Here is a 19,609-nt window from a genome sequence, read left to right as displayed (position 1 = left end):
ATTAAGGTTTTTCTTCAGTAAGGATGTCCATCTCCACTCTTCTGTTCTTACCTTTCGCAGCTTTGCTGTCGTTCACGGCAAGTGGTTTCGTTTGTCCGTATCCTTTGGTAGTGATCCTGTTAGCCGCAACACCCTTATCAACCAGGTATTGTTTTACAGCTTCGCTTCTTTTTTCTGATAAAGTCTGGTTAAATGCCTCTGTTCCTTCGTTGTCAGTATGACCGCTCAGAGATAACTGCCATTCAGGATGCGCCTGCAACAGGGCCGCCATTTTATCGAGAGAAGGCAGTGAAGACGCTGAGATATCGGCTTTTGCACTGGAGAACTGAAGGTTAGAGAATGCTTTATTGATAACTTCTTTTTCTGTCGTTTTAAGGGTAACTGCTTTCAACACCGGTTTAGCGGTAACTGTTGCTACTGTATCAACGGCTTCAGTAGAAGCTGCGGTTACTGGTATCGGACCAGGGCCTACAGGGAAACGTCTGTCGGAGTAAGACTGAACAGTACCGTCAGACATTACTTCGTCCGCACGGGAAGCAACGATCTGCCAGGTGAACGGAACACTTGATTTACCACCCTGTAATTCCTTTACGTCAAATCCTTTGGCCGACTTGTTAGTCACGTATACACCGTTACATTCACCTTCCAGCTGGATGAACACTTTCATCGGATGTTTCGCGTCAACACGGATCACTTTTGTCAGCAGGTTTTCCAGATCGATATGAGCTGAACCGTTTGTCAGTTCTCCTGTTCCAAAGTCCTGGAAGAGTACTTCAGGCGCTTCTGTACAGAAAAGCAGGCGATTTTCACCTTTTTCGTCTTTTACAACTGTCGATTTTGTACCGTTGGAGATAAGTCCATAAAGACTACCGCCAGAGCTACCAGCCAGGTAAGTGTAAATATCAGAAGCGGAATAGTTACCGAACTGGAATGCACCGCCCCAGCGATTATCATTACCGGGGCTAACAACACCCTGGTTAATTTTAGCAAAGCCAAACACACCAGCGCCAGGGAAGTTACCGCCGGCACTACCAGCAACACCAGCTCCGGTTGTAGGAAGCATAACAACTTCGTTATTGCCACCACCTATTACGCCAATACCATTAAAAGCGTTTATTGCAAAACCAACCACACCTGCACCAGTACCAAGTCCCATTGCACCGCCACCCATCACAGGAGGATTATCATACATATCCGGTTTCAGGTTGTTACCAACGCCGAGCACACCATAACCTGAAGCATGAGTAGAGGAGCCCCATACGCCTGCAGATCTAACATTGGTAGTGGATTTGTATGGTGAGTTAGTGGTACCTTCTACACCGCTACCACCGCTTGTAGAGGAGTGAGTACCTACTACGGCTCTATTGAAACGGGTAGAACCAGTTCCGAGAATGCCGGGTCCAACAGATGAACTACCTTTTACACCTGGGCCATTAGTAAAGTTATACCCCGCGAGACCTCCACCGGTGCTACTGTTAGCGTATCCAACAACACCATTAGGATAAAGACTGTTATTATTAACGATACCTGTACTTACTTCACTGGAAAAAACGGTCAGTACAGCTTTTCCCATCAGGCTTCCTGCGTCGTCCGTACCGTTTATGATCGTTTGTGGTTTATCAGGGAAAGTGCGGATTCTCTCGAAAGATGGTCCTGTACCACCCGCCTTTATAATAAAAGGATTATCATCTATAGTGCCTATAAAATCAATCGCCGGGTTGATATCCTTGTTACCCCTGATCAGCCAAGCCCTGCTGGAAGACTTAACGGTGTCCGCATTTGCTGTGGTTGTTAATCCGAGAGCGCCATTTTCACGGAATTCCAGCGATGACAGGTTCCATCCGGTACCGTCCTGTGCAATGATCTGCCAGGTGCCGGTACTATCGTAGATGTAAGCTTTTCTGTCTGTACTGTTATAGTAAGCCTGATTTAAAATAGGAGTAGCCGGTGCAGTCGCCATTGTGCCTAACCAGCTCATAGAAACACCACTTGTACCACTTACACCATCCTGTGTCAGGGTTTGCCATGCGCCGGTGTTATCGTAGATATAAGATTTCTTGTCTGTACTGTTATAATAGGCCTGGTTCTCTACCGGATCGGTCGGCGCAGTTGCCAGTGTTCCTAACCAGCTGATACCCGTACCTACACCATTTTGGCCGCTTTCAGAGAAGACCTGCCAGGCGGTGCCGTCATATATATATGCCTTACGGTCTGTCAGGTTGTAGTAGGCCTGGTTTACTCCCGGACTGGATGGTTCGGTAGTAAATGAACCTAACCAGGCAAGAGACTGACCCGGTAAACCGTCCTGCGCCATGATCTGCCATGTGCCGGTGCCTACACCAGTAGAATCGTAAATGTAAGAGCGCTTATCTGTACTGTTATAATAAGCCTGACCTGCGGCAGGAAGTGCCGGAGGCGTTGCCAATGTACCCAGCCATACGATGTTGACAGTACCACCGCCGCCACCTGGGCCTCCTGAACCGCCGTTAGCCGCATAAAGTGCATAAGGTACTGCCATGAAAGGCATTACGCCAACAGGTACGAAGTCATTGGTTCCGTTTTTGTCCAGTTCGACTTTCAGGTATTGGTTACCCTTGCTCCAGGGAATATTGGAGAAGTCGCCCAGTTCAGGAGTACCAGCACCGATGATCAAAGAAAAAAGCCCCTGGCTGGTGGTAGTGGTCTGATGTTTTTCGGTATATACCGCATTCGCATCAGGGCCGCCGTCAAGGATACTGAATTTAATCTGTATCGCCTGTAAGGCCAGGACATCACCTCTTTGGTTGTCAACACGTGCTATTGCCTGATAGTTAATACCTCGCAAACCGGATTGTGCTTTTGCGAGAAAGCTCGAACAGACAAAGATAGGGATCAATAAAATGAGTAGAATTGCTTTCATCTCATACAAGTTATAACAGTAATAAGGCTATAAGTATATAATATTATATTATATCTTATATTATAAATAAAGTAAAGATATGACTTATATTCTATTTATTCTTATTTTAATGTATTGTTTACACGAATCACACAGAAGTAGGATGGTAGTATGTCTTAATTGTTCTAAATAATCGGCACAGAATTAACACATTTGTGGTAGATATAGTAAAAGAAAATTTAAAGTAACGGGTAGTTAGCGGTTGATTATCAACCTCAAGTATTTGAGCAGTTTTCCGAGATTGGCAGATATTTCCGGCCGCTTACCCAAAACGTGTTAGCACGCATATCTGCTCAATCTTCATTTTCTGCCCGGCACTCCGTATATTGCCAGTCTAAAGGAATTTTGAGATATGCAATTGGGACTTAAGCATTATCCTGTGCTGGCGGCTACACTGTTATTAGCGGGCATGCAGGTAAAGGGACAAGAGAAAAAAGCAGCTTTCACCGCAGCAAAAGATTTTAAACCAGTAGAATATGTAGACCCCTACATTGGTTCAGGTGGTCATGGTCACGTGTTCGTGGGAGCGAGTGTGCCATTCGGCGCCGTACAGGTCGGTCCGACCAACATTGTAAAAGGGTGGGACTGGTGTTCCGGATATCATTATTCGGACAGTGTTGTAATCGGTTTTCCGCAAACGCACCTCAGCGGTACGGGTATTGGCGACCTGGGCGACGTCCTAATAATGCCATATACCGGTAAGATCAGAACTAATCACGGTAGCCAGGAGAATCCTACCAGCGGATATGGTTCCCGTTATACACACGCACACGAAACAGCTAAACCAGGATATTATTCCGTTCAGCTGGAAGACTACAATATCAAAGTAGAACTGACCGCTTCTGAGAGAGTGGGTTTTCATAAATATACTTTCCCACAGGAAGAAGAAGGCCACATTATTATCGATCTGAAAGAAGGTATCGGTTGGGATGCTCCCGTAGAAACCTTTATTCAGAAGAAAGATGATTATACCCTGGTAGGCTACCGGATGTCTAAAGGATGGGCTGAAGATCAACGTCTCTGGTTCGCTATCCGTAGCAACGTGCCAATGAAGGATTTCCAGGTGTTTAACGGCGATGAGAAACTTGCAGGTACCGAGGGTAAAGGCAAGACGATCAAAGGTGTTATTTCATTCGATAAGGCACCGGCGCAGGCAATGCTGAAAGTAGGTATTTCTCCTGTTAGCAGCGAAAACGCAATGTCGAATATCAATAGCGAGATCCCCTCCTGGGACTTTGCCGGTACCGTGAAAACAGCACAGGCAAAATGGAATAAGGAACTGTCCAAAATACAGCTGGAAACAAAGGATGTGACTAACAGGAGTATCTTCTACACAGCACTGTACCATACCATGATAGGACCTGCTCTTTTTAATGACCATAACCGTGCTTACCGTGGTACTGATAAGAAGGTTTACAGCAATCCAGGTTTTGACAACTATACCGTTTTCTCTCTCTGGGATATTTATCGTTCCTGCGCACCGTTGTATACATTGACACAGCCTGAAAGAGTGAACAGTTTTGTGAACTCTATGCTGGCTATCTTCAAGCAACAGGGTAAATTGCCAATCTGGCCGCTGATGGGTAGCGAAACGAACTGTATGGTGGGTTACCATGCGGTACCTGTAATTGCAGACGCATACCTGAAAGGATACAAAGGCTTTGACATTAACGCTGCTTTTGAAGCTATGAAAGCATCCTCTATGAGAGATGATCTGGGTATGAAAGACATCAAAGCTAAAGGATACATACCTGCAGATAAAGAATACGAATCTGTATCCAAAGCGATGGAATATGCTATCGACGACTGGTGTATTGCAGCTGTAGCTAAAAAGCTGGGCCGTACGGCAGACTTCGAGTACTACTCAAAAAGAGCTGGTTATTATAAGAACTATTTCGACAGCACTATCAGGTTCGTTCGCCCGAGAATGGATGATGGCAGCTTCAAAACACCTTATGATCCTTTCAACTCTATCCATGAGAAAGGCGACTTTACCGAAGGTAACGGCTGGCAGTATACCTGGCTGGTACCACAGGATGTAGAAGGTCTGATCAACCTCCTGGGTGGCGATGACGCTTTCACTAAGAAACTTGACAGCCTGTTCACTGCAAAAGGTGATATGGGCGCCCAGGCTTCAAATGATATTTCCGGTCTGATAGGCATGTATGCACACGGTAACGAACCAAGCCATCACGTGACTTACATGTATGCTTATTCCGGTAATCAGTGGAAGACATCTGAAAAGGTGAGACAAGTAATGAAAGATTTCTATACAAAGACTCCGGAAGGCCTGGCCGGTAATGAGGACGTTGGCGCAATGTCTTCCTGGTATGTATTCTCTTCTCTCGGTTTTTACCCTGTAAATCCGGCGAAAGGGATCTATGTATTGGGTAGTCCGCTGTTCGAAAAGGCCAGCCTGAAATTACAAGGTGGTAAAACCTTTACAGTAGAAACTGTCAACAACAGCGCGGAGAACATCTATATTCAGAAGGTGACCCTGAACGGTAAACCTTATGACAATAGCTATATCCGTCATGCTGACATTCTGAAAGGTGGTACGCTGAAGATCACGATGGGTAACAAACCTGCCTACGACTTCGGTAAAATGGCTGCTAATCGCCCTGATTCCAAGTATTAATCATATACAGATATGAACCAATGGCTGCCTTGTTCTGAACATGGCAGCCATTGATATTTATAGCCTTTTGAAGGTTCCCGCGCCCCCTTTAACTGCGGTGTCTTTTCCAGCGCAATCGTTTACCTTCCGGCCTCCATAACAATTTGTTAGCAAATGCGTTAACTGGTAATTAACAGTTTTAATGAACGGATGTGCGTAGCTTCATGCAATAGATTGCAGCTGAAGCTGCATTTTCCACGTGCGGAGCCATCTATCATAAATTCGAACAGCCAAGAAAGATGAGTGAAAATCACGAACACATTTACCAGCTCTTGTTGAAAAAGCGTAATGGTACTATTAATGAATCTGACGATCAGTATGTTTCAGCATTAATTAATGGCCATGAGGACATAGAATTGATGTGGAGGGCTTTGAAACATAGTTTTTCATTGCCCGGAGAAGAAAAATTCTGGCAGCAAATAGATGTAGCCAATGCCTGGAGCGCTGTACGGGAAGAACTTTCCGAAAAGAACAGCGGCGTTTACAATATCAGGAGATGGTTATTTGCAGCAGCCGTATTAGCGGTTGCCCTGACGGGTATCAGCCTAATATGGAAGAATAGCCGCCGGACCGTTGAGCCGGCGCCTGTAGTCGCTACTTCAACGCCTGTTCCTGTGAACGGGTTACGTTTACAGCTGGCAGGAGGTGAGACCATTGCATTGCCTTACAACCAGGAAAAACAGGATATTAAAACAGGGGATGTCCAGCTTAGTGCAGGTGCAAAGAAGCTGCAATACACAGGAGGAACGGCTATGGGCAATGGATTTAATACACTTACCGTGCCTCCTAAAATGGATTATAAACTGTTGTTATCCGACGGAACGGAAGTTTGGCTGAATGCCACTTCAAAACTGCGCTTCCCGTTCAGCTTCCCCGGCAATAAGCGCGAAGTGTATCTGGATGGAGAAGCTTTCTTCCAGGTAGCAAAAGATGATTCCAAGCCTTTCATAGTACATACTGAGCAAACCGATATCCAGGTATTAGGCACTTCCTTTAACGTGAATGCTTATAACGATGGCATCACAAAGACAGCACTTGTAAGCGGCTCCGTAGTAGCGAAGGCCGACGGAAAAGAAGTGCGTCTGCGTCCCGGACAGGAAGCGGTTTATAAAACCGACAAAGGTTATGATGTCCGCTCATTCGACGAAAGTGAAGTACTGGCCTGGATGAAAGGTGTATACGTTTTTCATAATACCTCCCTGCTCGAAATCGCACATGTAATAGAACGCTGGTACGGCGTACAGGTGGTGTTCGACAATAAAGAGCTGTCCGGCAAAAGATTTACCGGCGGTCTTGAAAAACTGCAACGCCTTGATTACTTCCTGGAAACACTGGAACTGATTGGCGATGTCCATTACAGATATGACGAGAAAGGCGTCGTACATCTGAAATAGGATATAACGGCAAACTCACCGGACAGGCGCATTTACCGGCCGCGTTATGAGAGTATCTTATACTGTTGGGTGAGATGTTTTATGGCGTATTTGATCAGCGAATTGTGTCCCGTGAGGTTTAGTTTTTTCGATATATTATGCCTGTGATTCTCGACAGTCTTAATACTAATGTTAAGCGTCTGTGCTATTTCTCTTGTGCTCATCCCTTCCGCGATCATCTGCATGACCCTGAATTCCGTCTTACTTAATTTGTGATGTACTTCCGGAGGAATAACAGGCATGGATACGATTGTAGTGTGTTTCTTCTCCCGCTGCTGCACGCTGAATACTGTAAACCTGGTAAGTCTTGACTTAATGCTTAGCAGCAATTCCTTGCTCTTGAAGGGCCTTGCAAGAAAGTCGTCAGCACCGAGATTCATACCCATGCGCATATCTTCTTTTCCTTCCTTTCCACTGATGAAGATAAAGGGGATATGCTGGAGGGACGGATCATTTCGCAGCTCCATCAGAAAATGATAACCGCTCCCTCCGCGGAGTCTTACGCCACAAACAACAAGGTCCGGCTGATATTGCCGGCAGATGTACATTCCTTCTTCAGGAGTGGTAGAGGTGTGAACGTCGTAATGATGCAGGGTTAATAACTGTTGAATTTTTTTTATTAAAGCAGCATCTTCTTCAATAACGAGTATTCTGTAAATTGGCTCTTTCATTGGCTAATTCTAGTTTGAGGTAGTTTGTTCGTCCCCGTTAGTGCTCTTCCCATAACACCTGTTTACCGGACATTCGCATATGTTATTTCCATTAAACGCATAACTGCTGCTAAAATTGGCAGTGGGAAAAGATTGTATCCGCATAGTTATAGGTCGCGTATCAAATTTCGTGTTCAAATAAGTCTTTTTAATGATCAGTGAACAATTCACACCCGTATAGTCAGCAGCAATGTAACCCGACAATACAGGATTTTACTTTTAATGAGGTTTTCCAGAGAAGATAGGTGGGTAAAAACAGTTAAAGCAGCGAGCTGGACGTAAATATGCGTCAAATATTGGGGCCTTTTATCGTCAAGTCCGCTACCCTGTTTAAAATAAGTGTTAGCACCTAGAAATATGTGTGTCCTTACTCATTTTACATATTGGCTCCTGAAATTTACGAAATCGGCGGCAACAATTGTACATCTTTACACAAGAAATGCATAAATCATTTAGCATTAATAGCATTTGAAGTAGAAATTAATATCAATGGGATATAAAACTTATGTGATTATTCGACATATCTGACAATATTAAACTGCCATATCCATATCCATAATAAAGCCACATGGTTCGCAAAAGCCTGGTATGCTGATTATGAGAATGTATACCAGGCAAAAGCGAAGACTTTTTAAACACAGGTTTTCATAGGATAGATAACTAAATTGCCGCTCATTCCTGGGCGGCATCTTTATTTTATTCCTATAATTTATTAGCTTTATTCCCTTACAGGTTTCACCATTTGCGTGGTATAACCACAACGTGCATACTTAACTATCATAATTCCATGGAACAACAACCTAATTCCAACCGGAGGAATTTCATCCGGAACGTATCCTTGGGCAGTCTGGCCGCCCTGAGTTTGCCTGATATTGTTTCTGCGGCTACCGGCGAAAAAAAAGCCCATGCTAAAAAGGTAACATTGAAGAAGGATGCAGTGATCCTTTTTCAGGGAGACTCTATTACAGATGCGGGACGTAAACGGGATAACAGTGAGGCGAACCACCCCGGCGCATTGGGAAATGGTTACGCTTATCTTGCGGCTGCATTGCTGCTGAAAGAATTCCCCGATAGAAATCTGAAGATCTATAATAAAGGGATCAGTGGTAACAAAGTATACCAGTTAGCTGAAAGATGGGATGCCGATTGTTTACAGCTAAAACCGGATGTGCTGAGTATCCTGATCGGCGTAAATGACTTCTGGCACACATTGACAGGTAACTATAAAGGTACCATCAAGACCTACAGGGACGATTTTACTGCCCTGCTGGAGCGTACGAAGCAACAGTTGCCTGACGTACAGCTCATCATCGGCGAGCCTTTTGCAGTAAACGGTGTAAAAGCTGTTGACGATAAATGGTTCCCGGCTTTCGATGAATATCGTGTTGCTGCGCGTGAGATCGCAACAAAATTTGAAGCTGCTTTCATTCCATATCAGGCTATCTATGATAAAGCGGAGAAGTCGGCTCCAGGTTCTTACTGGACAGGAGACGGCGTGCATCCTGCCATAGCGGGCGCCTCGCTGATGGCCGCTTCCTGGATGGATGTAGTAAAGAAATAACACTAAAAGGCCGCGATGATAGTCATCGCGGCCTTTTTTTTGACTCAGATTGTTCAGTGCCCTATTTTAGGAGGGATCAGTTTATATATGATCGGTGTTACTATCCGGGAGAGTAGTGTAGAGCTGATCAATCCACCGATAAGCACGATTGCCAGCGGCGCGATCAAAGGGTTTGTAGAGATGGCGATCGGGATCAATCCTCCAATGGCAGTCAGTGATGTCAGTACGATAGGAAGGAACCGTATTTCACCCCCTTCCCTGATAGCTTCATCCAGCGTCTTGCCTTGTTCTCTCAGTTGGTTGGTAAAGTCGACCAGCAAAATGGTGTTCTTCACCTCGATACCCGCCAGCGCTATCATACCAATAATGGCGACGAAAGACAGGGAATTGCCTGTCAGCCATAATCCTACAGCTGCGCCTACCACACCTAAGGGTATTACCGATAATACGATAAGCGTACTTTTGAATGTCTTGAACTCCAATACAAGCACTGCAATGAACAGGAACATCGTTACGATAATAATGCTCATAAAACCTCCGAAGGAATCCTGTCTTGTTTCCACTTCTCCACCCATTTCATAGCTGTATCCTGCAGGCAGCGGAAATGCATTCATCTTCTCAATCGTACTGTTGATCACACGATCCGTCAGAAAGCCTTCCTGTATTGAAGCTGTTACGGATACAACGCGTCTTTTTTCCTGGTGATTGATATGCAGCGGTGATGTCTCCATCCTCAGACTTGCCACCTGCGACAATGGATATGGCTTGTCATCCTGGTTATTTACATACAGGTTGTTGAAGACTTCCATCGTTGGCCGTCCTTCTTTATTACGTGTCAGCAGCACATCATAGTCGTTATCGTTCTTGTCAGCGTAATGTCCCAGGTTCAATCCTGCTACTGCAAGTCTTACGGTCCTGTCAATGTTTATACTTGGAATACCTAACAACTGGGCCTTCTCTTTATCGATGTCCACTTTGATATCTGTCTTCAGCAGTTTGACCGGATTGTTCACATAGATCGCTCCCGGTACCTTTTGCAGCATGATCTCTACCCGTGCCGCCAGACTACGAAGTGTGTCCAGGTTATCTCCAAAGAGGCGCACCTCAACCGGTGCCGGCGCCGGAGGACCTTGTTCGAAGTTAACCACCTCCACTTTAGCCCCCGGATACGGCGTCCACTGTTTGCGCAGCTTTTCGATCACCTTCAGCTTCTCATCCGGAGATGCATGATTATCAAGCTGGATGAAGATCTGAGCGAAATCGCTTCTTTCATTCTCCTGAATCACGTTGTAATAGATCCGGGGATTTCCCTTGCCTACATTCGTTGCAAAATAAGTAATGGCCTTTTCCTTCTGCAGATCCTTTTCCACCTGTCGTGCAATACTCTTTGTATAAGCCAGGCTTGACTGCGGAGGCGTTGTAATGTTCACAAGGAACTGTGGTTTTTCTGAAGCAGGGAAGAGGCTGAAACCTACCACCTGGAATAACATGATAGAGCCGCCAAATATGATCAGCGTGATGACAATGGAAAGGACAGGTCTTTTCAATGCCTTATCAAGTACCCGCGCATAGCTCCCGTGGATCAGCTTTTTTAGTGTGCGCATGAAGATATTGCCGTCGGGATGGCCGGTATGTTCCGACAGTAGTTTGCTGGACAGGAACGGGATAATAGTAAGCGACACCAGCATAGAAGCAAATACGCTCAGAATGACTGCCATTGGTAAACCTCTGATGAAATCTCCCGCACCTTCGGGTAAAAAGACCAGTGGCATAAAAGCGATCACCAGTGCAGCCGTACAACCCACAACGGCAAGGCCGATCTGCTTCGTGGCCTTGAGCGTAGCTTCCATCCTGGAATGTCCCTCCAGCATCCAGCGTTCAATATTTTCTACTACCACAATACTGTCATCTACCAACAGGCCCAGTGCAACTACCAATCCTACAATACTCAGCTGGTTCAGGTTGTAGCCGAATACATTCAGTAAAACGACGCCGATGGCCAGCGACAAAGGAATAGATATCATCACGATCAATGCAGGACGGAATCCAAGCGGAAGAAGAGTAACGGCCACCAACAATATCGCGATAATGAAGTCCTTTCCTAGTCCGCCAAGACGTCTGTTCACATTATCTGCCTGGTCAAAATGTTGCACCATGTCAATATTTGATGGCAGTGTTTTCTTAAATTGGGTCAGCACCGGCAGGTAAAGCTCTTTGGTTTTGCTGATGTTTTCACCTTCCTTCTGCGCTGCCACCACAAAGGCACACCTGCGGCCGTTGAGGCGTGTTTCATATTGTTCGTCAGCCAAACCATAGTAAATAGCAGCAACATCTTTCAGGAAGATATTCTTCCCTTTGCTGTTAAAAACAACTGTGTTCTTTATTTCGTCGAGCTGCTGATAACTGCCGCTGCTTTTGATGTTATAGCTACGGTTACCGGCTTCGAGACTGCCACCAGGGATGTTGCTCATTTCATTTTGTATGCTTGAAATGACTTTGTTCACCGGTAATCCCATCTGTGCGATCTTCTCCAGGTTCAGTTCAATCCTTACCTGCCTGTCGGGGATACCATGTATCTCGACATTTTTCAACGCTTTTATAGTCTCCAGATCATCCTGTAATTTTTCCGCATAGTACTGTAGCTGGTCTTTAGGCGCTGTTTCAGATACCAGTGCTATCTGCATGATATTCACATCACTGGGTTGCTGACGCATAACGTCAATATTAATATTATCTGGCAGATCATTACGCTTGCCATTCACAACACGCAGCACTTCCTGGTATTTGTCGTCGACATTGCTATTGTATTTATATTCCACGCGTATTACCGCCAGCCCATCTCCGATATTGGTACGTACACGTTTAATGTTTTCCTGGGAAGACAACTCTTTTTCCAGTTGGTCTACTACAAGGTCTTCCATGTCTTTGGGACTGGTCCCGGGATATACGACCACCACATTGAAGAATGGAGATTTAACTTCCGGATCTTCGGACCGGGGCATAGATAGAATGGTCGTAATGCCTAGTACGATGATCATAATAAAGATCACCAGTGTAAACTGATAGTTCTTTACCGCGTATGAAGAGATTTTCATGATTCGTTGATTTATTAGAGGAGTTCCGTTGCTTGTGCGGCCATTATTTTATGATGATAGGACTGCCTTCGGTAAGATAAGCGCTGCCTGAAATGATCAGGGCGCCCGCTTCCTGGAGGCCTTTACTGATGATCACTTTACCTGCTTCCATTCCGGCGATGGTTACAGCTATTTTGTGCGCGGTTTTGTTATCATTGGTAACATAGACATAACCGGTACTGCCATCGCCTTCCAGCAGGGCATCATAAGGGATAGCCCAGGGGCCTTGTCCGTCGGTCGCCGCAATTGTTTGTGGTGCGATAACTGCTTTCCCGAACATGCCAAAAGCAATAGCGGAAGGTCTTTCTCCGGTCAATTTGATATCTGCGGTGAATGAACCGCTTTGTGGTTGTACGCCTTCCGATTTACGGGAAACAATACCCTGAAAGGTCTTACCAGGAACAGCTTCCACTTCGACGTTCGCTTTATCCTGTAAGGTGATGGCCGCCCATTCTTTATTGCTGACATTCACACGAAGGAGCCAGTTGCCTGATTGTGCGCCGTTAGTCTCAAATACAGGCGTACCGGGTTGTACGAGCTGTCCTTCACTGGCCAGTTTGCGCAATACATAACCGCTCTCTGTAGCTACGATCTGGGAGTGTGTGCGATTGAACTGTGCCGTCTTCACCTGTTCATTAGCGATATCCAGTGCTGTCTTCGCATTCTGTAACTGTTCAAGTGTGGCAACACTATCTTTATAGAGGTTCTCTACACGTTTGTGATCACGTTGTGCTTTTTCATATCCCAGTTGCGCCTGTTGTACCTGGGCGTTGATCTCTATGGGATTCAGCACAGCCAGTAATTGCCCCTTTTTCACCGCATCACCTTCTTTGACCATGATACGCTGAATGATACCACCCGTTTTGAAAGAGAGCAGTACTTCATCGTCAGTGGTAAACTGACCTGATACGGAAATGGCAGGATTGGAGTTTAACTGACCATTCAACGGAAGCAATTTCACTGGTATCTCTGTCGATTTATTGTTGTTGTTTTCAGCCGCGCTGGGTGCTCCGCAGGAAATAACGATGCAGGAAAAAGACGCCAGCAGTGAAAAGGTGAGAATAGATTTCATGATGAATATTTTTAAGAAGCAGATTAAAGTTTATAGGAGGCTTGTGTACGTTCAATGTCGGCTATAGCAGTTTGTACGGCAGCAAAGGCTACTGACAACTGGAGTTTTGCATTCGTAAGCTGGGTTTGGGCATCCAGTAATTCGATATACAACAGCTGTCCCGCTTTGTATACTTTAGATTGATCGTTATAATATTTTTCAGATAATACCAGTTGTTCTCTCGCACTTCCGAAATTGGCTACAGCCGTACGATAATTATTTTCCGCAACTTGTTGCTCCAGCTGAAAGGAGTTGCTGGCTTCATTATAAGCGGCCTGCAGGTTACTCACGTCAATGGCTGCCTGTTGGGCCTTGTATTTGCGCTGGCCACCGGCAAACAGGTCCCATTGCAGGTTTACGCCCCACATGTAGTAACGGGACTTGCTATCAACGTTCCAGTTAAAACCCTGTGAACCCAGGTCCAGGAACGTGCTCAGTTTAGGTACCAGGTACGACTTCGACTGACGATAGAAGAGGGACGCGATCTTTTGTTGCTGGGATATTTGTAGCAGCTCATCCCTGGTATTGCCTGTTGTAGCAGGCGGTGGCAATATTTCTTCTGGGATAAAGATGCTGCTGTCTATAGCAATAGTGGCGTCCAGGTCACGGTTCAGCAGAAAGTTGAAATAAGCGGCGGCATTGCGTTGTTTATTTTCCGCCTCTGTAATAGATGCTGCTATTTTCTGTTGCTCTGCTTTGGCACGTGTAAGTGCGGTGCTATTGGTAACACCGTTGTTAAGGAAGCTGGTGTTCACCCTGATATTTTCCTGCACCTGTAGCAACGCTGCATTGTATATAGCCACAGCTTTTCCCGCCTGATAATATTGGTAGTAAGCAGTCTTGATATCTTTTACCAGCTTGCGTTTATAAACGTTCACCGAAGCCTGCTGAAGCGTAATGTTCTCCTTCCGGATCTTCTGTGCATACCATATTTCCGTATTGATCAATGGGAGAGAGGTACGTACATGAACATCATAGAAATTGTCAGGGTTTAATAACACTGACTGGTTTTCCAGTTGCGGAAACTTTTGACTGTTCGTCAGCTGATTCAGTGTGCTATAGACCGGATTCAGCATGTCGCCGATAGGAATGTCAATGGTACGGCCACCACCGGCTTTTGTGTAATTGCCTGTCAAACCTACCTGGGGGTAAAACAGGCTTTTAGCCTCCTGCAAGGCATACAATGATTTGTCCAGCTGAAAGCTCTGCTGTTTCAAACCCTGGTTCTGTGAAAAGGCGCGCTGAATATAGTCGTCCAGCACCTTGCCTTGCCCATATCCGTATCCGGCAGACATTCCGGATAACGTCAACAGCATTATGAACATTTTTCTTTTCATGATCGTAGTTGAAATTATGAACAGTGTTTAGTAGAAGAGTATAAAAAAAGACACTAAAGTGTCTGTGTCGAATGTGTACCAATCAGATAAATCACCTAATTGACTTTGTCAATTAAAAAGGAAGTATCGATGTAATACACATTCAAAATAGTTGATTGCGTCAATGGTCTCTTATCTTTTAATCAGGCGCAACTGTTCATCCACGGTGGCTTTGATAGCGGTACGGATCTGGTCATCAGGGATTTTCGTGACCTTAATGCGTTCCCTGATATAAAGGGAGATCAGCCCGTGTCCAAGTCCCCATATTGAAAGAGCAGCAAGATTAACATCCGTAAAACGTAGCTGGTCAATACATTCCTCTAAGGTTTTCGTCAGAAAGTGATAAGCCTCGTCACAATTGGGCCAGTCATTTTCTGTAGCGTTCATTGGTGAGCGGAGAATAAACATCAGATCATAGAGATCAGGATGCTCAAAGCCAAAGTTGACATAAGAATGAAGTAGCTGCTGCAGTCTATCCATCGGATCGGTAGCCGTCACGTCCCTTACAAAGGCGTTGTATATTTCCATGAAAGCCTGGCCCTGAACTTCGTATAAAAGTTCGTCCTTGTCCTTATAATAGAGGTAAATAGTGGCGGGACTATACTCTATCTTGTCAGCTATATTGCGAATAGAAGTCTTATCAAACCCTTCAGTAATAAACATCTCCATTGCTGCACTAATGATCAGCTTCCGCATTTCCTGCTTTTCCCTTTCCTTACGGTCGGTAATACCCATGTATTTAACTTTACAACACAAACTTAATAAACAGTGTTCAGTAAATAAAATATTTTCTCTTATTTTACGTCAATTATTTCAAACAAATACAAACCCTATTATGGCCAACGCACAATTAAACGAAACAGGATCAGTACTTTATACAATTTTAGGAGCAGGTGGAAGTATAGCAAAAGAGTTGACAGCGGTACTACTCGGAAAGGGAAAAGAGGTGAGGTTGGTCAGCAGACAAGGTAAACCGGTTAACGGCGTGTCGGATGTTATGGCCGCGGATATTACCGACCCTTTACAGACACGCAGGGCTGTCAGCGGTTCTTCAATGGTCTTCTTATGCGCGGGACTGACCTATGACCATAAGGTTTGGCAGGAAACATGGCCAAAGATCATTCAGAACGTAATAGACGCCTGCAGCGAAGGAGGTATCCCTTTGATCTTTTTTGATAATGTATATATGTATGGGCTTGTAGATGGACGGATGACTGAGGAAACACCTTATAATCCCCGAAGTAAAAAAGGAGAGGTCAGGGCAGCCATTGCAGATAAGATCATGGAGAATGTGAAGCAAGGAAATCTTACTGCCAGTATTGCCCGGTCGGCAGATTTCTATGGTCCTGCTGCAGACAGTACCGGTATTCTCAATATCATGGTGATCAATAAACTGGCAGGCGGCTCAAAAGCTAACTGGATAGGTAATGATCATGTCACACATAGCTACACATTCACCCCAGATGCAGGAAAGGCACTGTATCTCATGGCTTCAGATCCGTCGTCTTTTAATCAGGTGTGGCATCTGCCAACAACTAATCCTGCACCTAACGGAAAAGAATATGTTGAAATGGTCGCTGCGGCGCTAAAAGTTAAACCTGCACATATGAAGCTTGGTAGCTTTATGATCAGACTGGCAGGACTTTTCAACAGAACTATCGGAGAACTGCATGAGATGATGTATCAGACCACGCACCCCTATATTTTTGACAGTACAAAATTCGAAAAGCATTTTATTTTTAAACCCACTTCGTATGAAGAAGGGATTGCATTGACGGTTAAAAATTTAACGGTTACTAAAAAATAAATTTGGCAGATTAAATCGTTCACCTATATCTTTGCACCAGTTCTTTAAGTTTCTTATCAAGAAAGGCAGAGGGAAATGGCCCTGCGAAGCCTTAGCAACCACCCGGTTCCACCAAACCGGAAAGGTGCTACATCCAGCCCGCTAGTAGCGGGAAAGATAAATCAGTAGGTTTGATCTATTTTACTCAAAATATAACAAAACTCATCTGGCTACCAGGTGAGTTTTTTGTTTTTAAGAGCTTCCTGCCAACATCTGCATCTCTTTGATAAGTTCCGCATAAGGACCTGTTTAATCAACAATTATCATCAAACTCAAAAACACAAAGAGATGAGCACAATCACACAACTGATCCATTCTATTCCCGTAGATCCTCAAACAGGCGCTATCGCCGTGCCTATTTATCAAACCTCTACTTTCGTACAGGAAGCACCTGGCGTAAATAAGGGTTATGACTATGCACGCACCAACAATCCTACCCGCGAAACATTGGAGAAGATAGCTGCACAGCTGGAAGCAGGAGCTACCGGTATCGCCTTTTCCAGCGGGCTGGCAGCCATTGACGCTATCCTGAAACTGTTACAGTATGGTGATGAAATTGTTGCCGTGGATGATATTTACGGAGGGGCCTTCCGGTTATTCAACAAAGTGTATGCTAAATTCGGGATCAAGGTCACCTATGTAGATACGTCAGATGTACAGGCTGTTTTCAACGCCATCACGCCAGCTACTAAGCTGATCTGGTTGGAAACACCAACTAATCCCACGCTAAAGATATCCGATATCAAAGCCATTGCGAAAATTGCAGCAGCCAGCAAATGCCTGTTCTGTGTAGATAATACATTCGCATCGCCGGTGTTACAACAGCCGCTGGAACTGGGTGCTGATATAGTCGTACATAGCGCTACCAAATACCTGGGAGGGCATAGTGACCTGATAGCGGGACTGGTAGTGACAAAAACAGCGGAACTGGGCGCAGAGATCAAATTCTATCAGAACGCCTGCGGAGCGATCCTTTCACCGTTTGACAGTTTTCTCCTGATCCGCGGTATAGAGACATTGCACCTGCGTATACGCCAGCACTGTGCGAATGCCCAGGCCATCGCAGAATACCTGGAACAACATCCGCTTGTCGATAAGGTCTTCTATCCCGGATTGACCAATCACCCCGGCCATGAAATAGCAAAACAACAGTCCAAAGGTTTTGGAGGCATTGTCTCTTTTACGTTGAAAGACGATACGGAAGCTGCGGCACTTGCTTTTGTGACTGGTACCCAGTATTTTAAACTGGCAGAAAGCCTCGGCGGTGTTAAAAGTTTGTTATGTCATCCCGCCAGCATGACACATAAATCCATCCCTGATGAAAAGCGGAGGGCCGTCGGAGTGGCCGACAGTCTTGTCCGTTTATCCGTAGGACTGGAGGAGCCGGCCGACCTCCTTACGGACCTTGACCTTGCCTTTCATAAAATTCAGCGGTCAACAGGGTCCGTTTTAAGTTTATAGTTCGTAGTTTGCAGTTTCTGGATTGATAAACTGCAAATTGTTAACTATGCTAAAACGTGTGTTTTTCAGTGTTGGCCTTTCCGCTATTTGTTTATATACCTATGCCCAGGACAACACTTCTTTTATACTCAAAGATATTACGTTGATTGACGGGAGCGGGGCCAATGCCCGTTCCCATGTCAGTCTTGTTGTAACTAACGATACCATTGCTGCCGTACTGCCGGCAGAGACAAATTATCCTGTAGAAGGCACCGTTGAAATAGATGCAAAGGGAAAGACAGTAATGCCACTACTGGTGAATGGTCATGGCCACCTCGGACTATTAAAGGGTAAGAGCGTGGTTGCTGCAAATTATACTCCGGATAATGTTGCCCGCCAACTGATGCAATACCTGGAATATGGGGTAGGGACTGTATTGAGCCTGGGAACAGATCAGCCGTCGGCCTTTATTTTTCAGAATGCCTCAAGGATGGGTATGTTGGGAGGAGCTTCCTTTTATACCGCCGGTTATGGTTTTGGCGCCAAAGGAGGTACGCCGCCAGTTGCTTTCGGTCCAAGCATCCTGCGCCCGGGCAGCCCGGATGAGGCCATGCAGGATATGCGCCGCATGGCCGTATTGAAACCAGACTTCGTTAAGATCTGGGTAGATGGAGAACCCCGTATACACCCCGACGTTTATCGTGCCATCATTGCTGAAGCCCACGTACACAATATTAAAGTGGCCGCACACGTTTACTACCTCGAAGACGCCAAACGCCTTGTAGATGCAGGTGTCGATGTACTTGCACACAGCATTCGGGACCAGGAAGTGGACGACTCCCTGATCACCGCCATGAAACAAAAGAACGTCTACTATATTCCTACGCTCTGCATAGAAGAATTCGCCTTCATTTATGCCTCTCAACCTGAATGGTTCAACGATCCTTTCTTCATCCGCTCTCTGGAGCCGGGCGTTTGGGATATGTTGAAGAGCGATGAAGTTCGTCAGCAGAATGAGAAAGAAAAAGAGCGCAAGATGAAGTCACTACAGATAGCTTCCCGTAACCTTCACAAAATGGATAGTGCCGGTGTTAAAATTGCAATGGGAACTGACTCCGGTGCACAGCCGGTAAGGGCCCAGGGGTTTTCTGAGCACGTGGAATTACAACTGATGCAGGAGGCAGGTATTCCTCCGCTGAAAGTCATATCGTATGCAACACATAACGGGGCAGCTATGTTAGGAATAGATGGGGAAACCGGTAGCCTGCTGCCCGGTAAAAAGGCTGACTTTATGGTGCTGGACGCAAATCCGCTGGAGAATATGAAGGCGACACGCAGCATTCACGCAATATATAAGAACGGGAAACAGATACAGTAATCAAA

The 19,609-nt window shown here is 45.4% G+C and carries 12 protein-coding genes and 1 riboswitch; of the genes, 6 read left to right on the top strand and 6 right to left on the bottom strand.

The window, feature by feature from the left end:
• Nucleotide 1: 1 nt before the first annotated feature.
• Nucleotides 2-2,899, bottom strand: a complete 2,898-nt coding sequence (locus C7475_RS02740) for an OmpA family protein (RefSeq protein ID WP_110050787.1) — start codon at nucleotides 2,897-2,899, stop codon at nucleotides 2-4.
• Between the two features lie 391 nt (nucleotides 2,900-3,290).
• Between C7475_RS02740 and C7475_RS02735 the strand changes: the two genes are divergently transcribed.
• Nucleotides 3,291-5,576 (top strand): GH92 family glycosyl hydrolase, encoded by a 2,286-nt coding sequence (locus C7475_RS02735; protein WP_110050785.1) that lies wholly within the window; start codon nucleotides 3,291-3,293, stop codon nucleotides 5,574-5,576.
• A gap of 278 nt (nucleotides 5,577-5,854) precedes the next feature.
• Nucleotides 5,855-7,009, top strand: coding sequence for a FecR family protein (locus C7475_RS02730; RefSeq protein ID WP_110050783.1), 1,155 nt, complete (start codon nucleotides 5,855-5,857; stop codon nucleotides 7,007-7,009).
• Between the two features lie 44 nt (nucleotides 7,010-7,053).
• Here the strand turns inward: C7475_RS02730 and C7475_RS02725 are convergent, their stop codons facing one another.
• On the bottom strand, nucleotides 7,054-7,719 hold the full coding sequence (locus C7475_RS02725; RefSeq protein WP_110050781.1) for a response regulator transcription factor: 666 nt from the start codon (nucleotides 7,717-7,719) through the stop codon (nucleotides 7,054-7,056).
• Between the two features lie 826 nt (nucleotides 7,720-8,545).
• Between C7475_RS02725 and C7475_RS02720 the strand changes: the two genes are divergently transcribed.
• Complete coding sequence (locus tag C7475_RS02720) at nucleotides 8,546-9,319, top strand: SGNH/GDSL hydrolase family protein (RefSeq protein ID WP_110050779.1); 774 nt, start codon at nucleotides 8,546-8,548, stop codon at nucleotides 9,317-9,319.
• A gap of 53 nt (nucleotides 9,320-9,372) precedes the next feature.
• Here the strand turns inward: C7475_RS02720 and C7475_RS02715 are convergent, their stop codons facing one another.
• The 4 genes from C7475_RS02715 to C7475_RS02700 all read right to left on the bottom strand — a co-directional run bounded on the left by C7475_RS02715 (nucleotide 9,373) and on the right by C7475_RS02700 (nucleotide 15,675).
• Nucleotides 9,373-12,414, bottom strand: coding sequence for an efflux RND transporter permease subunit (locus C7475_RS02715; protein ID WP_110050777.1), 3,042 nt, complete (start codon nucleotides 12,412-12,414; stop codon nucleotides 9,373-9,375).
• Between the two features lie 43 nt (nucleotides 12,415-12,457).
• The gene (locus C7475_RS02710; protein ID WP_110050775.1) at nucleotides 12,458-13,525 is read right to left on the bottom strand and encodes an efflux RND transporter periplasmic adaptor subunit; all 1,068 of its coding nucleotides are present in this window, start codon (nucleotides 13,523-13,525) and stop codon (nucleotides 12,458-12,460) included.
• A 23-nt stretch (nucleotides 13,526-13,548) separates the two neighbouring features.
• Nucleotides 13,549-14,880 (bottom strand): TolC family protein, encoded by a 1,332-nt coding sequence (locus tag C7475_RS02705; protein ID WP_158286398.1) that lies wholly within the window; start codon nucleotides 14,878-14,880, stop codon nucleotides 13,549-13,551.
• Nucleotides 14,881-15,072: 192 nt separating this feature from the next.
• Nucleotides 15,073-15,675: a TetR/AcrR family transcriptional regulator gene (locus C7475_RS02700; RefSeq protein ID WP_110050771.1), complete on the bottom strand. Its 603-nt coding sequence runs from the start codon at nucleotides 15,673-15,675 to the stop codon at nucleotides 15,073-15,075.
• A gap of 100 nt (nucleotides 15,676-15,775) precedes the next feature.
• On the opposite strand from C7475_RS02700, the gene C7475_RS02695 reads away from it, so the two are divergent.
• The 3 genes from C7475_RS02695 (at nucleotide 15,776) to C7475_RS02685 (ending at nucleotide 19,604) form a co-directional block, all read left to right on the top strand.
• Complete coding sequence (locus tag C7475_RS02695; RefSeq protein ID WP_110050769.1) at nucleotides 15,776-16,747, top strand: NAD-dependent epimerase/dehydratase family protein; 972 nt, start codon at nucleotides 15,776-15,778, stop codon at nucleotides 16,745-16,747.
• Nucleotides 16,748-16,797: 50 nt separating this feature from the next.
• A riboswitch (SAM riboswitch) is annotated at nucleotides 16,798-16,910 on the top strand.
• Nucleotides 16,911-17,074: 164 nt separating this feature from the next.
• Entirely contained in the window at nucleotides 17,075-18,247 is a 1,173-nt protein-coding gene (locus C7475_RS02690; protein WP_110050767.1) for a PLP-dependent aspartate aminotransferase family protein, read from the top strand.
• A gap of 46 nt (nucleotides 18,248-18,293) precedes the next feature.
• On the top strand, nucleotides 18,294-19,604 hold the full coding sequence (locus C7475_RS02685; RefSeq protein WP_110050765.1) for an amidohydrolase family protein: 1,311 nt from the start codon (nucleotides 18,294-18,296) through the stop codon (nucleotides 19,602-19,604).
• Nucleotides 19,605-19,609: the final 5 nt, after the last annotated feature.

It is taken from the genome of Chitinophaga sp. S165 (assembly GCF_003182155.1).
GTDB lineage: Bacteria > Bacteroidota > Bacteroidia > Chitinophagales > Chitinophagaceae > Chitinophaga.
Note: the sequence above shows the minus strand (reverse complement) of the source record. Positions and strands in the feature narration are given on the sequence as shown.

Bases quoted from the DNA above. Each gene is read 5' to 3' on its own strand.
- C7475_RS02710 (WP_110050775.1), bottom strand. From the start codon at position 13,525: ATGAAATCTATTCTCACCTTTTCACTGCTGGCGTCTTTTTCCTGCATC.
- C7475_RS02740 (WP_110050787.1), bottom strand. From the start codon at position 2,899: ATGAAAGCAATTCTACTCATTTTATTGATCCCTATCTTTGTCTGTTCG.
- C7475_RS02685 (WP_110050765.1), top strand. From the start codon at position 18,294: ATGCTAAAACGTGTGTTTTTCAGTGTTGGCCTTTCCGCTATTTGTTTA.
- C7475_RS02730 (WP_110050783.1), top strand. From the start codon at position 5,855: ATGAGTGAAAATCACGAACACATTTACCAGCTCTTGTTGAAAAAGCGT.
- C7475_RS02715 (WP_110050777.1), bottom strand. From the start codon at position 12,414: ATGAAAATCTCTTCATACGCGGTAAAGAACTATCAGTTTACACTGGTG.
- C7475_RS02695 (WP_110050769.1), top strand. From the start codon at position 15,776: ATGGCCAACGCACAATTAAACGAAACAGGATCAGTACTTTATACAATT.
- C7475_RS02725 (WP_110050781.1), bottom strand. From the start codon at position 7,719: ATGAAAGAGCCAATTTACAGAATACTCGTTATTGAAGAAGATGCTGCT.
- C7475_RS02720 (WP_110050779.1), top strand. From the start codon at position 8,546: ATGGAACAACAACCTAATTCCAACCGGAGGAATTTCATCCGGAACGTA.
- C7475_RS02690 (WP_110050767.1), top strand. From the start codon at position 17,075: ATGAGCACAATCACACAACTGATCCATTCTATTCCCGTAGATCCTCAA.
- C7475_RS02735 (WP_110050785.1), top strand. From the start codon at position 3,291: ATGCAATTGGGACTTAAGCATTATCCTGTGCTGGCGGCTACACTGTTA.
- C7475_RS02700 (WP_110050771.1), bottom strand. From the start codon at position 15,675: ATGGGTATTACCGACCGTAAGGAAAGGGAAAAGCAGGAAATGCGGAAG.
- C7475_RS02705 (WP_158286398.1), bottom strand. From the start codon at position 14,880: ATGCTGTTGACGTTATCCGGAATGTCTGCCGGATACGGATATGGGCAA.